Origin of the sequence: Acinetobacter sp. YH12100, from assembly GCF_013419135.1 — a bacterium.
Taxonomy (GTDB): domain Bacteria; phylum Pseudomonadota; class Gammaproteobacteria; order Pseudomonadales; family Moraxellaceae; genus Acinetobacter; species Acinetobacter pseudolwoffii.
Window position 1 is genome coordinate 123,814 of record NZ_VPAQ01000007.1, and the last position, 20,183, is coordinate 143,996.

Sequence of the window (20,183 nt, forward strand, 5' to 3'; positions counted from 1 at the left end):
TATGTCCAAATTGTTTACCCTCTGCACGCTACTCTGTACTTCGATGTCTATTTATGCCGGATTGGAGGTTTTGGATCAGCAAGCGTTAACTGATACCGTAGGGCAGGGTAGAGCAGACCTTAACTGGACTTTATCCTTAAACCATATTTATGCTACAGATTTAACGAAGGATACAATTTCTCGCCTTGATGCAAATGCTAATCCTGTAGAAGTATTTTATGTTCTAGATCCGGAAACATGCGGTGCAACAAAACAGTTTTGCCGCTTGGCAATAGCCCCAAATAATCATGTCGATGCCAATGGGAATAAAAAATGGTTAGTATTTAAAGGTATTCAGGGCACGATTCAGATTGACAAGTTTTCTATCGATGGAACAACCATCATTAATCATCGTAATGAACCGCAAACAGCGATGAAAGTCAGCTTTTATGATGACAAACCTTTGAAAATCAGAAATTTGGGTTTCAGTACAGTGTCGATTGAAACGGGTACAGGGGGTGGTGCACTAGAAGGTTATGCCAATACAAGTGCTTATGACACTTATACAGCACGCACCTATAATACCGAAGGCGGTTTTTCTACCTCGACACAAGATGTGCCTTCATTTGATAAGGGGGCTGAAAAAGGTTTTATGGGATTGAATATTCATGGAAATCTGCATATGTCCGGTAATTTGAAAATATTTGGTTATAACTGTACAGGTGGGGCACAAAGTCGTTGTTAATTGCAGCGTCAAGTACAGCATAAGGATATAAAAATGAAAAAAACAACAATAAAGTTGAAGTTACTAACAGTATGCATGTGTCTTATACAGCAAGCTTATGCACTTGAAACCATTGAAGAGCAGGAATTGAGCGAAGTCACTGGACAAGATGGTATGGTGATTACTCATGAAATTTCTAAAGCCAACATTGCTCAAGTCAATTGGTATGATCCCAATCCAGATGCCAGTACTAAAATGGGTTTAGGTCTACATAATGTTGAAATTATTGGAAAAGATAATAAGCCAATTATTAGTCAACTTGAAATAGATGTAGGTGCTACTTCACAAGGGGCAGGACTTCGGCTTGCTGCAAGTGTTTCACCATTTCAAGCCACTGCAGATTTAAAACTGGTAAAGACAGCCTGTACGACCAATCCATGTAGCCAGTCTGCGAATAGTATTCGGACTGCTGGCGTACAATCTAGTCAAAGTCTGGGTGCATTAGGGATTAGTACCTCTACGCCGCTTAGTGTTCTATTACAAACTACTGCAGGTTTATTTAATAAAGAAGCAATTGCCAGTATCGACTTTCAACTTAAAAATGCCACCATTAGTCATAAACTAGGTGAAAATAGCCTGATTTTAAATGACTTTAACTTTAATTTTGCGGGTCAGGGCTATATGTACATTGACCCCAATGAAGGTGTTGTACTCACCACCCGAAATGGCAATCAAGACCATTACGTGGATTTGAAACGTGTTGAAGATACCACTGATATTGCTGTTGGCCGGGTTAATCCCACCAATCCTGGCGTTAATATTGACTTGCGTTATAACACGCCAAATAACGAACGTAAAAATATTATGCGTCTTGGGGCTTCAGGTGCGGTGACCAATGCCAGATTATCCATGAATGCCGGTCAAACCCAGATTGGTACTTTTGATGTAAGTAACAAGTTAAATGGTGTTTTACAGCGTCAAGACAAAACTGCAGCAGGATATAGCGATCTGGTGGGTGACGGGGGGTTGCATCTGGGCTTATCTGCCGACTTTACTGGTGCTGCTAGTGGTCACCCAAGCAACATGGCACCTACCGTGCTTGAAATTGGTCATACTGGCCATGGAAGCTATGCAGTCCAATTCTCCAATATTAGGCCCCTGACAACACGGAATGCTGATGGAAATTTACATGGTAAAAATGCCTATATCGATTTTGGTGATATTTATATAAATACTATTACGGCTAAAAGTCTCGATTTTATCATCAATGAAAATATGCGAAAAACCTTGGGGCATAGTAGTGATGTACTGAAACAGACACTGAGTACAGCAGGAGATGGAGAGGATTTTGCTTTTATTGCAGTACGAGGAATGGACTTTCAGGCAATTGCTGCGAAAGCACGTTTTATTTCAGATAACTCCTTGACAGAACTTGGTGGGGATGGCGGTTCATGGGGGATTGGTATTCCTATTTATAATTTAAATGCCAATGTCGCGTTGTCTGGAACAACTTATGGAACAGATAATAAGCAGGCAATTGCTTATAACATCATGGCCTCTACTGAAGGATACGGGGTCGACAAGAAAACCGGTTTGCCAAGTACAACTTCAATTATATTGATTGATGGTCAGGACGGTGTACAGGGTGAAGCTGTTAACTATTATGCAGGCTTTAGAAATATCGATGCTTTAATTAAATCTGAAGGGATTATTGGCTATGAAGATGAAGGGATTTATATTCGTGCCGATAAATTACTGATTGCAGCAAAAGCAGAGCTCGCAATGGGGCAATTACCAGGATCTAAATATAACTGTAGCACTGCATCAGTCAGTAAATGCGGAGGCTATGTGCCTCACGATAACTTTTCTAAACGTGATGATGTACTGACCAATATTGCCTTTAAGCTCGATGGAAATGGTGAGCTTCTGATTATTCCTGGGGTAGATCCAACCGCAAGTTCACCAGATACCAACTTTTTGTCATTTGATGCAAACTTTAAATTTAGGCCACTCACATCAGAAGAAAGTGCAGATAAAGCTAATCTGGGTAGCTACTTCAGTATCTCCAATGAAGATATTGATTTAACAACAGGAGCATTAAACGTTTCTTCGATCAACTTTAACCGGATGGAAGGTCATTTGGGTGTTAATGGGAAAGTTCGTGTCAGTGCTGATACCGTAACGTTGGATAATCAAGTCAAACTCAATTATGAAAATAATATCGCGACACCATTTAAAACCAATTTTGCGATGGCGACCAATGGCAATATGCAAAACATGGCAAGTATTGCTATTACTGGCGGTACTTTGCGCAGCACAATGGGTATCACGCCACGCTAATAAGAATATAAGGACGATAAAATGAAAAAAGCACTTTTGAGTAGTATGGTTGTAGGAATGTGTGTGTTTACACCATACAGTTTTGCAATGACTACCTTAAATGATGAAGAGCTGTCCGATGTGGAAGGTCAGGCACTTCTTTCGATGGAAGTACAGAGAGGTTATAACCAAGCCGATGATCTTGGTACTAACTATGATCAGTCCAATATTTCATTTTATAAATTAGGATTAGAAGCCGAGATGGAGATCAATACCAATATCAAAAAGCTACAACTTGGTTGTGGAGGTATTAATGGTGCGACAGGCTGTGATATTGATATTGATCATATTGCTCTAAGTGGGCTGCCTACGAATTCGAACTATACATCCAATGATCGTGCAGGCAGTTCAGCATTGATTACCAATCCATTTCTTCAATTTGCAATTAAAAATCCAAATCAGGCATCTACTCGTGAAGTACTGGGCTTTCGCTTGAGTGCTGAAAAAATTCAGGGTCTTTTGACTTTAGGTACTGAAAATAGCAATACACCCAACGGTATTAACAGTTTCAGTGGGTATATGAAGACTAAAGCAGCATCCGGTGTGGCGAATACAGCTTCTCGTATTATGGATTATGCAGCTACAGGTCAAATGATTGAAGGTACTGTGAGAGGGAAATTAGGTAGTTTAACTTTACCTCTCGATTTACATTATAAATCAGATGATTATAGTTTTACTTTGCAGGAATCAACTGCACCTTTTACTATCCCTGCTACCATTGTTTCAGGTACTCGTATGAAAGAGGTGGTGTTAAAAGGTACAGGGACAGTTGATCGAATCGACTTTAATGGTCCATTAGAAGCACAGCTTTTAGGGGGGCTATTAAATCTTGATAAAGAAATTACAGGGTATTTAACAGGTCTAAAAACAGATATTACGGTAAATCAAAACCTTGGTCTAATTCACGCCTTATATTTGAATAACCCTGCATCATTATCGCTGCAATCACAAAAGATTTTATGGCCAGGTGCAGCTGTGGGAGCTAACCAAGGGTGGTGGATGTCTATGGAAGATGAAGTGGATTTAGGCAGTATTTCTCCAACGGATAAAGTGCAGATTACCGATGCTGTATTAAAACAAACTATCGCCGGGATTAATCACGATTTAACAAATAACATTCGTATTTGTGGTGGTATTATTAGTGGGTGTATTGCTGGTGGTTCTCTAGACGTAAGTGAAATCAAAAACCCCACCTTAATTGATTTTCCATTAAATAACCTAAAACTGGCAGGCCAGAACTTTCAACCGAACTGCTTCGGTGGACATAAATTCTGTTAAGTTAAAAAAAACAAAAAATCCCGCACTTGACGGGATTTTTTATTAAGAAAGCAAAATTATTTAGCGATTTTAGCCAACAACTCTTCTTTGGAAATATTTACAGATTCAGCATCACGGCGACCTTTATATTCAAAAGTACCTGCATCCAATCCTTTTTCGCCAATTACAATACGGTGTGGAATGCCTGTAAGCTCAAGATCAGAAAATTTCACGCCCGGACGTTCGTTACGATCATCTAGAATTACGTCATAACCCGCAGCAGTGAGTTCAGCATAGAGTGCTTCCGCAGCTTCTAATGTGCGTGGTGATTTATGGGCATTCATCGGTACAATGGCAACTTCAAACGGTGCAATGGCAGTTGGCCAAATAATGCCTTTCTCGTCAAAGTTCTGTTCAATGGCAGACGCAACCACACGTGTTACCCCAATACCATAGCAACCCATGGTCACAGTGAATGGTTTGCCATCTTCACCCAAGACTTTACAGCCCAATGCTTCAGAGTATTTCTGACCCAACTGGAAGATATGACCGACTTCAATGCCGCGTTTAATTTGCAGTGTGCCTTTGCCATCTGGAGAAGGGTCACCTTCAACTACATTACGCAAGTCATAAACTTCAGTGAACTGTGCATCACGTTCCCAGTTTACGCCGGTTGCGTGTTGATCTGCTGCATTAGCACCTGCAACAAAGTCAGACAATACTGATGCCGCACGGTCAACAATGACGGTGACACCTTTTTCAACCAGACCTTGTGGGCCTACAAAACCAGCTGTCAAGCCAAGTGCTGCGATTTGCTCTTCGGTTGCAAAAGTGAGTGGAGCTGCAATTTGTGCATGCTTCTCGGCTTTAATTTCATTCAGTTCGTGATCGCCACGAAGGAATAAAGCAACCACAGGAACAGAACCATCCTCTTTTGCAATGCCTTGAACAAGCAATGCTTTTACTGAGTGAGCTGGATCCGTGCCCAAGAAGGCAGATACATCCGCAATGGTTTTTTGATTTGGCGTATCAACCGGTTTAAGTTCTTGAGTTGGTGCCGGACGTTCGCCGACCAGAACGGCTTCAGCCATTTCAATATTGGCGGCGTAGTCTGATTCGGTCGAAAATGCGATATCATCTTCACCGCTTGAAGCCAGTACGTGGAATTCGTGAGAACCTGAACCACCGATTGAACCAGTATCTGCTTGTACTGGACGGAAATCTAAACCAAGACGGGTGAAGATTTTGCAGTAGGCTGCATACATGTCGTCGTAAGTTTGTTGCAGTGATTCCTGATTGGCATGGAAAGAGTAGGCATCTTTCATGATGAATTCACGTGAACGCATTACGCCAAAACGTGGACGAATTTCGTCACGGAATTTGGTTTGTACCTGGTAGAAGTTTGCAGGCAATTGCTTGTAGCTTTTTAATTCGTTACGTGCAAGGTCAGTGATCACTTCTTCATGCGTCGGACCCAGAACAAATGGGTTGCCATGGCGGTCGTTGAAGCGTAAAAGTTCAGGGCCGTATTGTACATAACGACCTGATTCTTCCCATAAAGACGCAGGTTGAGTCACCGGCATATAAACCTGAAGTGAACCGACTTTGTCCATTTCTTCGCGAACGATCGCTTCAACTTTATTTAATACGCGAACGCCCATCGGCAACCAGGTGTACAGACCTGAGGCCAACTTACGAATCATACCGGCACGAAGCATCAGCTGATGTGAAATAACTTCAGCATCGTTCGGGGTTTCTCTTAACGTTGCAAATAAAAAGCGACTCGCGCGCATGGAAACTGTCCTAAAAAATTAAGCGTTAAAGCAGGGATTATACAATAAAAAATGAGGTGAGCATTTGGGAATGTCACCTCATTGTGTTGCATTAAATTATGCCATGATTTTACGTGCCTGACGCAGCATAAAATTCTTAAAGTCATCCAGGTAAGTAAAGATCACCGGCACCACCACCAAGGTCAGCAGGGTAGAGGTAATCACGCCACCAATCACCGCATGCGCCATCGGCGCACTTTGTTCACCGCCTTCACCCAGCCCTAAGGATAAGGGCACCATACCCATGACCATGGCGCTGGTGGTCATTAAAATGGGACGCAGTCGGGTTTTCCCCGCGGCAATAATCGCATCATAACGCTCTTCACCGCGATCCATGGCTTTTTTAATAAAGTCGATCAGCAGAATCGCATTCTTGGTCACCAGTCCCATCAGCATGATAATCCCGATAATCGAAAACAGGTTCATGGTGGAATTAAACAGGAACAGCGCCAGGAACACACCAATCAAGGATAATGGCAAGGAGGCCATAATCGCCGCAGGATGGATAAAGCTATTAAACTGTGAACCCAGCACAATGTAGATAAACACAATCGACAGGGTGATGGCGGTCAGGGCATAGCCTGCGGATTCTGCCATATCGGCATTTGAACCTTGGGTATCAAAACTATAACCTGGCGGCATATCAAAATTGGCTTGTAGCCGGCTGATATCCGTGCCGATATCTCCTGTAGGACGACCAGCGGTATTGGCTTCTATCAGAACTTCACGTGCCAGATCACGGCGGTTAATTTGTGAAGCACCGAGTTTTTCTTCAAACTTGGCCACACTCGAAAGTGGAATCAGAATCGGCTGATGATTGGCATCGGTTTTATTTGAAGTGATATACATGTTCTGTAAATCACGTGGCAAGCTGCGCTGGTCTTCCGTCAGGCGCAAATTCACATCATAAGTTTCGCCTTTTTCATCCTGCCAGGTGGTGACATCATCACCGGCAATCAGTGGACGAACCACATTGGCAATCTGATTCACGGATAATCCTAAATCACTGGCCAAGACACGATTGATCTGCACGCCGAGTGTTGGCTTGGGTTCTTTCAGTGAGGTTTCCAAATCGACAATACCGTCAATCTTGGCAATCTCTGTCATAAAACGATCGGAAATTTTTTGCAGTTCATCCAGGTCGGGGCCTTTGATCGAGATCATAATTGGCTTTTGACCACCCGAAACGGTTTCATCGGCAGATGCAACCGAGGTAATACTGATCCCGGCAACCGATTGCAGGCGTTGTCGAAACTCATTGTTGAGCTCGGTCAGGCTTTTTTCGCGTTCGATCCGTGGTGTCACGGTCACTCGCAGGCTGACGTGGTTTTTACCACGGTCAGTTACACCATTAATCACGCCATAAGTTGCTTTAACATCAGGGTGTTGACGGATAATATGATCGACTTGTTGCAGTTTGGCTTGTGAGTATTCAAGCGAAGAATCTACCGGTGTTTCAAACTTAATGCGGATTTCGCCTTTGTCAGGAACCGGTACAAATTCGGTGCCAATCAGTTTCGATAATCCCAAGGCACCAAATAATGAAGCTACGGCAATCATTAAGGTAATGAATCTGAAGCGCAGCGCCAGTTTGAGCAGCTTTTCATAGACATGGCTTAAATTGTCCAGCTTGCCAGAAATCCAGCTAAAGAAACGTTTCACCCGTCCGGGTCTTTTATTTGGATCTTTTTTCTTTTCGGCCCAATGTGCAGAAAGCATCGGATCTAAAGTAAAACTAACAAACATCGAAATCAGCACAGCCACACTAACTGTAACCCCGAACTGATAAAAGAAACGACCAATAATCCCGCCCATAAAGGCCACCGGCAGAAACACGGCGACAATGGTCAGGGTGGTGGCCAGAACAGCTAAACCAATTTCTTTGGTGCCATCCAGTGCGGCAGTCACATGATCTTTGCCCATGTCGGCATGCCGGACAATATTTTCACGGACCACAATCGCATCATCAATTAACAGGCCAATACTCAAGGATAGCGCCAGCAAGGTCATCATGTTGATACTGAAGCCAAAGGCCCAGATGAAGGTCAAAGTACCTAATAAGGCGATCGGCAAAGTCAAACCGGTAATCACAGTGGAGCGGAATGAACCGAGGAATAGCAGAACAATCAGTACGGCAAGTACCGCACCTTCAATAATGGTGCGGGCTACATCGCCAATGGTGCCGCGGATACTTTTGGAAGAATCCACTACCACTTGCAAGGTCGTCCCCTGAGGAAGCTGGGTCTCAATACTTTCTAAAGTTTTGTAAGTTCTATCGACCACCTCAATCACGTTAGAGTCCGAGCTACGCAGGATATCAATCGCAACTGCGGTTTTGCCATTTAAAAAGGCGGCAGATTCTAGTTCTGCCTGACTGTCTTGGATCTCTGCGACTTGTCTCAGGAAAATTGGTACGCCATTTTTATTGGCAATGATGAGATCGCCGAAGGCCAAGGGATGCAGCACTTTAGAATTGATCTCAATCACCAGTTCCGAGTTGCCAGATTTGAGTGTGCCGCCTGGAACTTCAATATTTTCAGCCTTTAAGGTATTGATGACACTGTCTACACCAAGGCCAAAAGCTTGCAGTTTTTGTGGTTCTACCTGAATCCGGATCTGGCGCTGTGCATCGCCGAGTAAATTCACCGTTCCCACGCCAGCAACGGTGCGCAGTTGGGGTACAATTCGCTGATCCAGATAAGAACTGAGTGCTTTGATATCCATGTTATTGGATTCAAATACGATCGACATGACCGCATTGGCGGTTGGATCATAACGTTCGACAATCGGATCCTGAATTTCATCACGAAATTCAGCAGTTACCGAGGCAATTTTATCCCGTACATCCTGAGCGGCCGTGGTAGAAGGTACGTCCAGATTAAACTCAGTGGTGATCATCGACAGGCCTTCACTGGACTGTGAAATCACCTGTTTTAAACCAGAAATGGTATTGATCTGATCTTCGAGTTTCTTGGTTATTTCTGACTCGACCGTTTCTGGAGAAGCGCCCGGGTAGTTGGTATACACCACCACAAAGGGAAAATCGACATCGGGAAATTCTTCAACGCCCATCCGCTGCCAGGAAGCCAGTCCCAATACCATCAGACAGAACATCATCATGATGGTGAAAACTGGATACTTCACACTAATTCGGGTAAACCACATGTCAATGATCCTGTGTGAGGCGCTTTAGTTCGAGCGAAGTGTGACAGTTTTTTGTAGATCGGCTTCGCTAAATTTAATTCGGCTGACCCGATCGGTGCTTTCCAATCCTTTGACCACCGCAATATTGTCGTTATAGCGCTGTTCCAGTACCTGCACATTGACCTTGATAAGTTTATTCTGGCGAATCACCCAGACATAGGGTTTGTTCTGGATATCCTGCAGCGTATCTAAGGGAATAATCTGCCCACTGATTTGGCGTGAACTCAAAATATTGCCTTCTACAAAGGAACCGATACTTAAAGAAGGAATCGTTTCATTCAGTGTAGCAAAGAATTCGATCTGGCGACTGGCCTGATCGGCGATCGGGGAAATCCGGCTCATCACTGCAGTGAGCCGATTGGGATTGCCTTGAATGCTGTATTCGACTTGACTGCCTAGCCTTAAGTTTGATTGTAGGTCACTAGGCACGCGTGCCTGAATTTCCAGCTGTTTAGGATCAACAATTTCAAACAGGGTTTGTCCAATCGACACGGTCTGGCCAGGTTCCACCTGACGCTGGGTAATCACGCCACTGATCGGACTGGTCATGGTTCCGTCACGATCTGCTTTCTCGGCAATATCGACATTGGCTTGCTGGGCACGTACATTTTCCAGCTGTGCCTGATAATCGACCTGACTCTGTTCATATTCTACTTTTGAAATAAAGCCCTGATCGAGCAGACGCTTTTTACGTTGCATCATGTTTCGAGCCTGATTGGCCTGAGTTTGAGTAGAGGCCAGATTGGCACGTGCCTGTGCCAGTCGGGCAGCATTGTCCTGATTGTTTAGCCGTACCAGCACCTGACCTTTGGAAACGGTCTGACCGACTTGGGCATTGACACTGGTGGCGGTGGCAGACACCTGCGCCTGAATACTGCTTTGATTGACAGCCCGAATCGTGCCGGTAAACGCAGTTTTTTGAACTGAGTTGCCGGACTGTACTGCAATCAGGTCTTGAGGAATCAGTTCAATGGATGTGGGTGTTTCGGCTTGCTGTACGGGTTCATTTTTATCACAAGCCACTAACAACATATTTAAGCAAAGTGCACTCATGATCAGGAGAGAGCGCGGAGAAGGCATATTTAAACCATGAGCATGTGGTGCAGTTTGCATAAGAGTCCTTGTAGCTTACTGTGGTTTAAAACCAACACAAGCTATCTGTATTTATTCAAGTGCTTTTAAACGGGCGATAATTTTGTCGTATTCTGCTTCCAGATTTCGATAGCGACTTTGTAAAGATTGAATATTTTCTTTTTGGGAAATGAGATTTTTATGATTATTCTCAAGTGTGGTTTTCAGGTGTGCCGGTGGAGCCTTACCTTTACGTAAATATTCACGTTCTTGGCGTACAAACATCACTCGATCTTTTTGCAATTGCTTCATTTGTTCTTGCTGAAAATCAATTTGCTTTTTCAACTGTAGCAGACTGTCATTTTTTTTCTGTAAGGCGGTCTGACTATTATTGTACGCTCGCTTCAGTCTATTGTCTTCAGCGATCCGCTTGGCCTGTTGAGCACGTTGGGGAGCCTGTCTGATATCGGCTTCGGCATTATAAGGACGAGCACGTTTAATGACCTGCATATTCTGGTCAAGCGCTTCATAACCGTAACGGATATGATTGGGCGTCACATTAGTGCTGATATTGGCCACGCCTTTACTATCATAATAGCGGTACCAAGTGGCCTTTTGCTGGATTTGGTTATTGTTGGCACAAGCTAAGGTCACCTGTAATAGTAACAGCACAGCAACAATGAATTGACCAGTCATTTTATTTTTATCAATGACAGCAAGTTTTTCTGAAAACTGACCCATCATTGGCTCCCTAAATTTAAAGTTGACTAAATTACTTATTTTAAAGTAATAATCTTGTTATATTAGACTTAAATTTACGAATTAAAAACTACCGTTAGTCAAAAAAAAAACATCGGCGTGGGTAAAGTGTGAAGCTGTTGTTAAAAATAACTGATTTTGTCTACTTGTGTAGAAAATGTTCGTTGATAATACAAGTGACTTTATGTTAAAAATGTTTATCGATCGTAATAAAATAATCCTATGAGCCTTATGGCATAATAGTTTCTAAAATGGGAAGGGTTAAACAAATGGACGATAAATTCCAAAATCTAAAAGTTATGGTTATTGATGACTCAAAGACCATTCGTCGTACCGCGGAAACTCTTCTTCAGCGCGAAGGTTATGAAGTGATTACTGCCGTCGACGGATTTGAAGCTTTGTCAAAAATTGCCGAAGCAAATCCAGATATCGTGTTTGTAGACATCATGATGCCGCGTCTAGATGGCTATCAAACTTGCGCGTTAATTAAAAATTCTCAGAATTACCAGAATATTCCTGTGATTATGCTATCAAGTAAAGATGGTTTATTTGATCAGGCCAAAGGTCGTGTTGTGGGTTCAGATGAATACCTGACCAAACCTTTTAGTAAAGATGAATTGCTGAACGCAATCCGTAACCATATTAGTGCTTAATATTTGATTTTTTTTTGGGGAATTGGCATGGCACGTATCCTAATTGTGGATGACTCACCGACAGAAACTTTTCGCTTTAGAGAAATTCTTTCTAAACATGGCTTTGAGGTGATTGAAGCAGCCAATGGGGCCGATGGCGTCACCATGGCACAGGCTGAATTGCCTGATCTGGTCCTGATGGACGTTGTGATGCCGGGCGTAAACGGATTCCAGGCGACCCGTCAGATTGCGCGTGGGGCGACCACCAAACACATTCCAATTGTGATTGTCAGTACCAAAGATCAGGCCACTGACCGCGTGTGGGGCAAGCGTCAGGGTGCAGCAGACTATCTAACAAAACCAGTAGATGAAAAACAATTAATAGAAGTAATTAAGCAACACCTCAATGCAGGATAAGCTCTATGGCAGCAAATGGATTTATCGAATTGCTTCGCATTGCGAAACGGGGAAATAAAAACTACGTTTCCAATGACAATGAAGTGAACCGATGGTCGGGCATTGCTTTTGAGATGATGGGGCAATATTTTGTTGCTCCACTGGGGGAAGTATCAGAAGTGATTTATCCCCCAAAATATACGCCGGTACCCAAGACACAAGCATGGGTGTTGGGTCTGGCGAATATCCGGGGAAGATTGTTATCCGTTTCTGATCTCACTCAATACGTATCAGGGCATAGCAGTCAGTTTTCACCGACTCAAAAAGTATTGTGCATCAACCATAATGACCAGTATGTCGGTTTGGTCGTAGATCAAGTTTTGGGTATACAACATTTCAATAAGAAAAGTTTCTTTTCGAAGAAATCTGAATTAGATGAAAACTTACAAGAATACTGTCAAGGATTTTTTCATCAGCACAACCAGCAGTGGCATGTGTTCTTATTCAGTCGTCTGTTGCAAAATCCAAATTTTATGAACGCATCTATAAAATTTATAAATTAAATGTCGCGCACGAAAGTGATCAAGGCGTCAACCGGGGAGAGGCTGCATGGGCTTTAAACTTAAAAAGAAAAATACAGGTGAAAGCACTGGCCGCAAAGGCGGTAATGCTTTTTTCACTAAGATTCAATCGCAAATAGATCAATTATCACGTGTATTTGGTGATAGTGAAAAGTCAAAACCGCTGATCTATGGGGCAGCAGGCTGTCTTTTAGCCGCACTGATCACTTTATTATATCTTTTTTATAGTGTGCCACGTAGCAACGAACTCACTCAAAGTCTGGGTGATTTACGTCTCCTCTCGCAAACGATTTCGCGCCAAGCAACTGAAGCAACCGCTTCGGGTACACCGGAGGCAATGAAAAACCTAACTGACTCGCAAAAAGCTTTTGCTGAGAACCTTGAAACAGTTAAAAATATTCATTCAGATAATGAGGCGCTACAAGCTGTTGATAAACAGTGGACAGAAGTTTCTAGCGGTATTGATCTGATTACCTCGCAACAAAAAATCATTAACCAGTTATACGACACCAACATTGCCATTGGTGAAGCAATTCCCGGGATTCAGGCGGAATATAACTTGATGGTTGACCAGATGGCGCGTCAAGATATGCCATCGAGCCAGGTGGTGATTGCCAAGAACCAGGTATTTATTGCAGAACGTATTTTACGTTCAATCAGTCTGGTATTGACGGGTAGTGATGGCTCTCGTGAATCGGCAGATGACTTTAGTGCCGATACCGAAACTTTCGGCTCTTATTTAAATGCACAATTGAATGGTTCTGTTGAACTGGGCGTACAGCGTATTGCTGATCCAGCAATGCGTGAATCTCTAGAAGGTATTAAGGCTGAATATGATGAAGTACTCGAATCAGCATCAGCAATTATTCTGAAGAACTCGACTGAAATTGTAAAAGTTCGTCAGGCCGCTGCGTCTATTTTTGCCCAGTCTGATGTGCTTTTAGATAACCTGAACAAATTATCAGGTAACTCAGGTCTTAAAACCGTTATTCCAGCCATCCTGTTGATTGCCTTGTTACTTGGTTTCTTGCTTTGCGTATTCAAATTACTTTCTTTGCGTGGTGTGTCGGATAAGCAGCGTGTAGGCCGTTTACAAGAAGAATATGACCGTAACCAGAATGCGATTTTACGTTTACTGGATGAAATCGCCGATCTTGCAGATGGTGATTTACGTTCATACGCAACAGTATCGGAAGACTTTACCGGTGCGATTGCCGACTCGATTAACTTTGCAATCGACCAGTTACGTGACCTGGTATCGCGTATTACTGAAACTTCACAAGAAGTTGCGCAATATACCGCAACCACACAGGGCATTACCAACCAGTTGGCTGAAGCTTCTGAACATCAGGCTCAGGAAATTGCCGGTGCTTCTGCGGCAATTAACGAAATGGCCATGTCGATTGATCAGGTATCTGCCAACGCCGATGAATCTGCTGTGGTAGCAGACCGTTCGGTACAAATTGCTGCAAATGGTGCGGATGTCGTACAACGCTCGATTGAGGGGATGGACACGATTCGTGAACAGATTCAGGAAACCTCAAAACGTATTAAACGTCTGGGTGAATCTTCTCAGGAAATTGGTAACATCGTTGCCTTGATTAACGATATTGCCGACCAAACCAACATTTTGGCATTGAACGCAGCCATTCAGGCGTCGATGGCGGGTGAAGCCGGTCGTGGTTTCGCAGTTGTAGCCGATGAAGTACAGCGTCTTGCAGAGCGTTCTGCGTCTGCAACCAAGCAGATTGAAGGCCTGGTAAAAACCATTCAGACCGATACCAACGAAGCGGTTATTTCGATGGAGCAAACTACAGCCGAGGTTGTACGTGGTGCGAACTTGTCTAAAGATGCCGGTGTGGCACTGGATGAGATTCAAACAGTATCGAATAACCTGGCGAAACTGATTGCGAACATTTCCGATGCAGCGAAACTGCAGTCTGCATCTGCAGGTCATATTGCGACCACGATGAATGTCGTACAGGAAATTACTTCGCAAACCACCAGTGCCACCTTCGATACAGCACGTTCGGTATCTGAACTGGCAAATATGGCCGATGCATTACGTGAATCTGTAGCTGACTTTAAACTACCAGAATAAAGTTAGCGATGATGGGGAGAATGTGCCTTGATTACGATTGAGGCACATTCAAAAAATACAGATAAAGCCTCGACAAGATGTACTTAACCTCAAACATTAGGTATTGCGTGACGGTCACAATTAAGTTTGAGCGCCCTTCTTGGCGGCATAACGTAAGAAGCATAAGCTATGAAAGAAATATTAAAAAATTTAGTTGAAACGACAACGCTTCCTGAAGATAGTTATCTTGATCAAGATGCAGAAATTCTTGAAATTTTTGTTGAGGAAATCGAAGAAATCTTCGTTGAGTTAAATGCTTTATTTCCAGAATGGCTGGTCAATCCAGATCATCAGGAAAATCTGAAGACCATTCGCCGTCATTTTCATACCCTGAAAGGTTCAGGTCGTATGGTGGGTGCAAAATCGGCAGGGGAAATGGCCTGGGCAGTTGAAGATACCCTGAACCGGGTCTTGTCCGGTTCAATTCAGCTGACAGCGATGGTGCAAAAATTTGCCCAAGCGGTACTGAATGTCTATCAATATGCTTTATATCCAAAATTCAAACATGTACAGGAAATCGATCTCGACCTGCGTCCAATGCTGCTGTTGGGACAACAATTACAACAAAACCTTTCACCTGAACCTGCGCTAGAAGAATTATTAGCATTGGCCGATCATTTGACTGCCGAAGGTCAGACCACAGGGCTGGAAATTGCAGATCATGACCTAAGTGAATCTGCTGCTATTATCGAAACAGCGCCGGTAGAAGTAGCGGTTCGCACTGATATTGAAGAAACCGTGGCCATCTTCATTGAAGAAGCCGAAGAGCATCTGGAAACGATTGCCACCTTCCTGCGTACTGAAGATGAAAAATCACAAGATTATAATGCCCTGATTCGTGCCATTCACACCTTGCGTGGCAGTTCATCGATGGCGCAGATTGAACAGATTTTTGAAGCCAGCTCTAAAGTTGAACAGTTATTTAAGACCTTGTTACAAGATGAAATTGTCTCGACCTCAAAAGAAACAGCCTTACTGATTCAATATGCCGAATTTATCAGTGACTATGTGCATTTATTAGGTCAGGGGGATACCGAAAAACTAGATGCGGTCTATGCCACTTTTGAAGCAGTCTGGAGTGATTATGGCTTTGCGGTCACTGAATCAGATGCGGTTCAAACCCAAGGCCTGGTGTCCAAACTGGTTGAACTGGATATTGACCTGTTGCTCGATGCTGAGTTTGAATTCGATAAACGCGCACAAGTCGATTATCCTGAATATATCCAGGCACTGAGTCAACAGGCTGCAGAATTACTGGCGCATACTGATAGCCGCGCGGCCAAAGGAATTCATGAATTCACGGCAGATCTGAAATCGGCTTATGATGCCCTGCTTAAAAAGCCGGTGCTGTTAAACAGCAATTATGCTTATGAACTGTTTGCACAGGCACATCAGGAATTTATTCATTTATTTGATACCCTGGCCGCAGGACAGCGCGTCATTCTGAATGATGACATTCAAAAAACTTTAAGTGAACTGTCGGCATTTGTACAACAGGATCTTGAGATCTTTGCTGAAGAGACTGAAAAGTCAGGCATTGAGCCGACCACAGATATTCTCCCAACGGCTGACACCTTAAGCACAGGCAGCGTAGATTTTGCTGCCTTGAGCCAGCGTATTGCAGCCGATCGTCAACAGCGCGAGAGTGCTGAAACCAACCGTGATTTCGATGAAGAACTGTTAGGTATCTTTCTGGAAGAAGCCGATGAATTGCTGGCAGGTATTGATGAAGATCTGAATACCTGGAGCAAAAAACAGGATGATACGACTTCACTGAACAATCTGATGCGTCATTTGCATACCTTAAAAGGTGGTGCAAACATGATTGCGGCTTCGCATATCGGTTTGATTGCCCATGAACTGGAAAGTATTTATGAACGGGTGATCCGTCAGCAGATTGCCGTAACACCTGCTTTAATCCAGATTGTCCGTCTGGTACAGGATAACGTGTCCGACCGTATTCAGTCCATTCGAGATGATGGCATTGATTATCCGGCGACAGAAGCGGTGGCAATTTTACAAAATATTCAGGCACTACTTTCTGGGCAAACGTTGGCTGCTGTTGAAAGCACAACTGCTGAATTCAACGTGACCGCGTTAGAGATGCTATCGACTCCTGAAGTGCCATTCGAAGAATCAGTGGCGACAGAACAGCCTGCAACTGATCTGGCTGAAACAGAAAAATTAGTTGAAACCCCTGGATTTACTGAAAATCAAGTTGAACGCTCTGAAGAAGATGAGCTGAAATCAATCGTTGAAGAAACCTTCCTCGAAGAGTCTGAAGAAATTCTGGCCAATGCAGAGAAGCTGCTCAATCAATGGTTTGATCAGCGTAGTGACCGTAGTTTATTACTTCAGTTACAACGTGCTGCCCACAGTATTAAAGGTGGTGCACGCATGATTGAAACTGAAGAGGTGGCCAGCATTGCCTATGAACTGGAAACCACTTTCGAGCAGTTTGCAGTTTATCAATTTAACTCGAATGCCTATGATGGCTTATTGCAGAAAACACTGGCCTGGTTAAAACAGGCAATTTTCCAGCGCGACTATAGCGGTTTTGAGCAGCTTCAAAGCAGTCTGAAAAAGATTGCTTATGTGGATGTCACTGCGCAATTGCCTGAGCGTCTGGCAAAAACAGAACATCTGGTGGTCAGTACCGACTTTGGTTTTGTTGAGGGTGATGGTACTGAACCGCCACAGATGATGGGTGAGTGGGCGAATACAGGCAGTAGCGATAGCAATAACGAGATGATTCGTATCTCTGCTGATCTGGTCGAGAAGATGATTGACCTGTCGGGTGAGAACTCGATTAACCGTTCGCGGATCGAGATGGATCTGGGTCAGCTTGGCAATACCCTGAACGAGATGGAACTGGCGATCAAACGACTTGCCGACCAGTTGCGTCGAATGGAAGGCGAGCTGGAATCACAGATTATTGCCAAACATGGTTCAGAAAATTCGCGCTATGCCGACTTCGATCCGCTGGAAATGGACCAGTATTCATCGTTGAACCAGTTATCTAAATCTCTGGCAGAATCGGCATCGGATCTGGTCGATTTCAAGAGCACCTTGGCCGACAAGATTCGTGAAACGGAAGGTTTATTATTACAACAATCGCGTATTCAGGCCGAGATTCAGGAAAGCCTGATGCGTACCCGTCTGGTGCCGTTTGACCGGATGTTGCCGCGTTTACAACGTATTGTGCGTCAAACCTCAACCACCTTGAACCGTCCTGCCGAACTGATTGTGCAGAATACTGAAGGTGAATTGGATCGTAATATTCTGGAACGTCTGGTTACGCCATTTGAACATATGTTGCGTAATGCCATTGACCACGGTCTGGAAGATACCGCAGATCGTCTGGCATTGAACAAGCCGGAAGTGGGTTCTATTGTATTGAACATCAGCCGCCAAGGAACCGATGTCATCGTTTCTTTCAGTGATGATGGCAAGGGGATCGATGCGGAGAAAATTCGTGAGAAAGCCCTCAGTCTGGATCTGATCAAAGCCGACCAGCCGATTGATCAGGATGAAATACTACAATATATCTTCCATCCTGGTTTCACTACCGCAAAAGCAGTCACCCAGATTTCCGGTCGTGGCGTTGGTCTGGACGTGGTACAAAGTGAAATCAAGTTGCTCGGTGGTCATGTTTCGGTCAGCTCGGAACTGGGTAAGGGCACGGTCTTTACGATTCGCGTACCGACGACAGTGGCCGTTAGTGATGCCTTGATGGTGAAAGCGGGCGATCAGCAATATGCAATTTCTCTGGCGCAGATTGACCGAATCGTGCGGATTGCGCCGACCACATTGGAAACTTACTTTAACAGTAAAGATGATTACTTCAAGATTGATGGTGAAAACTACAAGCTGCGTTATCTGTCGGAATTTGTCGGTACTCAGCCGATTCCACGTCTGAATAATGTCGGTCATTCATTGCCGGTGCTTCTGATTAAGGGCAACAGTGGCCAAACCATTGCCTTGCTGGTCGATCAACTGGTGGGTTCACGTGCACAGATTGTGGTGAAACCGATTGGACAGCAGTTTGCCAACATCGGGGTCGTGGCGGGTGCTACGATTCTGGGTGATGGTCAGGTCTGTCTGATTCTCGATGGCCAGAATATTGCGCGTCAGATTCAGGCGACACAGCGTGTGAAACAGATGCATGATCAGCGTGATGGTTCGCGTCATTCCAATGCACGCCGTCTGGTGATGATTGTCGATGACTCGGTGACAGTACGTAAGGTAACTTCGCGTCTGCTTGAACGTCAGGGCTATGACATTGTGACTGCCAAAGATGGTGTAGATGCGATCGAGCAGCTAGAAAATGTCAGACCGGATCTGATGCTGCTGGATATCGAAATGCCACGTATGGATGGTTTTGAAGTCACCAACCTGGTTCGTCACCATGATATTCACCGTGACTTGCCGATTATCATGATTACGTCGCGTACTGGTGAGAAACATCGTGAACGTGCATTCAGTCTGGGCGTGACCCACTACATGGGTAAACCGTTCCAGGAAGCTGAACTGCTGGCCAATATTCAACAATTAATTGCCGAAAAACAGGGGTAATCGATGAGTCAGAGCAATTCGACGAGCAAGATGGCTGATCAGATTAGTCAGCAGGAACTTCAGCATCTGATTACGGTATCGACCGGATTTATTGATGCCTATATTATTGACTGTCATGGCAAAGATCCGATGTTATTGCCACAAAACATTGTGCTGTCAGCGCTGGACAGCACTACCCAGGTCAAGACAGTGGAATGGCATGAAGCACAATTGCCAGTCTATGCCATCAATGAGCCTTCACGTCAACATGGCGTGGCACTGGTGATTGAAGGTGATGAGATCAATCAGCGTTTTGCCCTAATGTGCAATGAAATGCCGAAAACCATCCGGATTCGTATTTCTGAAGTGGTCGATGTCGATCAGCCGGTGAATGACTCTGCAATTTTCCAATATGTACGAATGAATGAACAGCTGTTCCATATTCCGAATATGACGAATATTCAGGCTACAATCGGGCTGTAATGCAAACTATCAAATATCAAAAAGGAACTCCATGGAGTTCCTTTTTTATTGCGTTATGAATTTACTTAACCTGAGTTCGACATAAAAAATAAATAAAAAAAAGCCTTAGCATCTGTAATATCTTGGTTACGAAGACAAAACATTTCAGAGCAAGGCTTTTTCATGGACTATATTACCGAATTATTTTGTATC

13 protein-coding genes are annotated in these 20,183 nt (G+C 43.9%); 9 read left to right on the forward strand and 4 right to left on the reverse strand.

Annotated features, from left to right (window positions below; genetic code table 11):
- The first annotated feature begins 1 nt into the window (after window position 1).
- Genes FTU40_RS06900 through FTU40_RS06910 form a run of 3 tightly spaced genes read left to right on the forward strand, consistent with a single transcriptional unit; the run spans window position 2 to window position 4,360 of the window.
- Complete coding sequence (locus tag FTU40_RS06900; RefSeq protein ID WP_180040253.1) at window positions 2–724, forward strand: hypothetical protein; 723 nt, start codon at window positions 2–4, stop codon at window positions 722–724.
- 33 nt (window positions 725–757) lie between these two features.
- Window positions 758–3,043: a DUF6160 family protein gene (locus FTU40_RS06905; protein WP_180040255.1), complete on the forward strand. Its 2,286-nt coding sequence runs from the start codon at window positions 758–760 to the stop codon at window positions 3,041–3,043.
- A gap of 21 nt (window positions 3,044–3,064) precedes the next feature.
- Window positions 3,065–4,360, forward strand: coding sequence for a hypothetical protein (locus FTU40_RS06910; protein WP_005169682.1), 1,296 nt, complete (start codon window positions 3,065–3,067; stop codon window positions 4,358–4,360).
- 56 nt (window positions 4,361–4,416) lie between these two features.
- Here the strand turns inward: FTU40_RS06910 and FTU40_RS06915 are convergent, their stop codons facing one another.
- The 4 genes from FTU40_RS06915 to FTU40_RS06930 form a co-directional block, all read right to left on the reverse strand.
- Window positions 4,417–6,132: a proline--tRNA ligase gene (locus FTU40_RS06915; RefSeq protein ID WP_180040257.1), complete on the reverse strand. Its 1,716-nt coding sequence runs from the start codon at window positions 6,130–6,132 to the stop codon at window positions 4,417–4,419.
- A gap of 96 nt (window positions 6,133–6,228) precedes the next feature.
- The gene (locus tag FTU40_RS06920; protein ID WP_180040259.1) at window positions 6,229–9,336 is read right to left on the reverse strand and encodes an efflux RND transporter permease subunit; all 3,108 of its coding nucleotides are present in this window, start codon (window positions 9,334–9,336) and stop codon (window positions 6,229–6,231) included.
- A gap of 24 nt (window positions 9,337–9,360) precedes the next feature.
- Window positions 9,361–10,488 carry an efflux RND transporter periplasmic adaptor subunit gene (locus FTU40_RS06925; protein WP_180040261.1) on the reverse strand — a complete coding sequence of 376 codons (1,128 nt, stop codon included), beginning with the start codon at window positions 10,486–10,488 and terminating at the stop codon, window positions 9,361–9,363.
- A 51-nt stretch (window positions 10,489–10,539) separates the two neighbouring features.
- Window positions 10,540–11,187 carry a hypothetical protein gene (locus tag FTU40_RS06930; RefSeq protein ID WP_005097852.1) on the reverse strand — a complete coding sequence of 216 codons (648 nt, stop codon included), beginning with the start codon at window positions 11,185–11,187 and terminating at the stop codon, window positions 10,540–10,542.
- 287 nt (window positions 11,188–11,474) lie between these two features.
- Between FTU40_RS06930 and pilG the strand changes: the two genes are divergently transcribed.
- The 6 genes from pilG to FTU40_RS06960 all read left to right on the forward strand — a co-directional run bounded on the left by pilG (window position 11,475) and on the right by FTU40_RS06960 (window position 19,991).
- Window positions 11,475–11,858, forward strand: a complete 384-nt coding sequence (gene pilG, locus FTU40_RS06935; RefSeq protein WP_005097851.1) for a twitching motility response regulator PilG — start codon at window positions 11,475–11,477, stop codon at window positions 11,856–11,858.
- A gap of 27 nt (window positions 11,859–11,885) precedes the next feature.
- Window positions 11,886–12,254, forward strand: a complete 369-nt coding sequence (locus tag FTU40_RS06940; protein ID WP_005097847.1) for a response regulator — start codon at window positions 11,886–11,888, stop codon at window positions 12,252–12,254.
- 5 nt (window positions 12,255–12,259) lie between these two features.
- Entirely contained in the window at window positions 12,260–12,796 is a 537-nt protein-coding gene (locus FTU40_RS06945; RefSeq protein ID WP_005097846.1) for a chemotaxis protein CheW, read from the forward strand.
- A gap of 46 nt (window positions 12,797–12,842) precedes the next feature.
- Entirely contained in the window at window positions 12,843–14,915 is a 2,073-nt protein-coding gene (locus FTU40_RS06950; RefSeq protein WP_180040263.1) for a methyl-accepting chemotaxis protein, read from the forward strand.
- A gap of 168 nt (window positions 14,916–15,083) precedes the next feature.
- Entirely contained in the window at window positions 15,084–19,529 is a 4,446-nt protein-coding gene (locus tag FTU40_RS06955) for an Hpt domain-containing protein (protein ID WP_180040265.1), read from the forward strand.
- A gap of 3 nt (window positions 19,530–19,532) precedes the next feature.
- A complete protein-coding gene (locus FTU40_RS06960; RefSeq protein ID WP_180040267.1) occupies window positions 19,533–19,991 on the forward strand; it encodes a hypothetical protein in 459 nt (152 codons plus the stop codon).
- The last annotated feature ends 192 nt before the right edge of the window (window positions 19,992–20,183 follow it).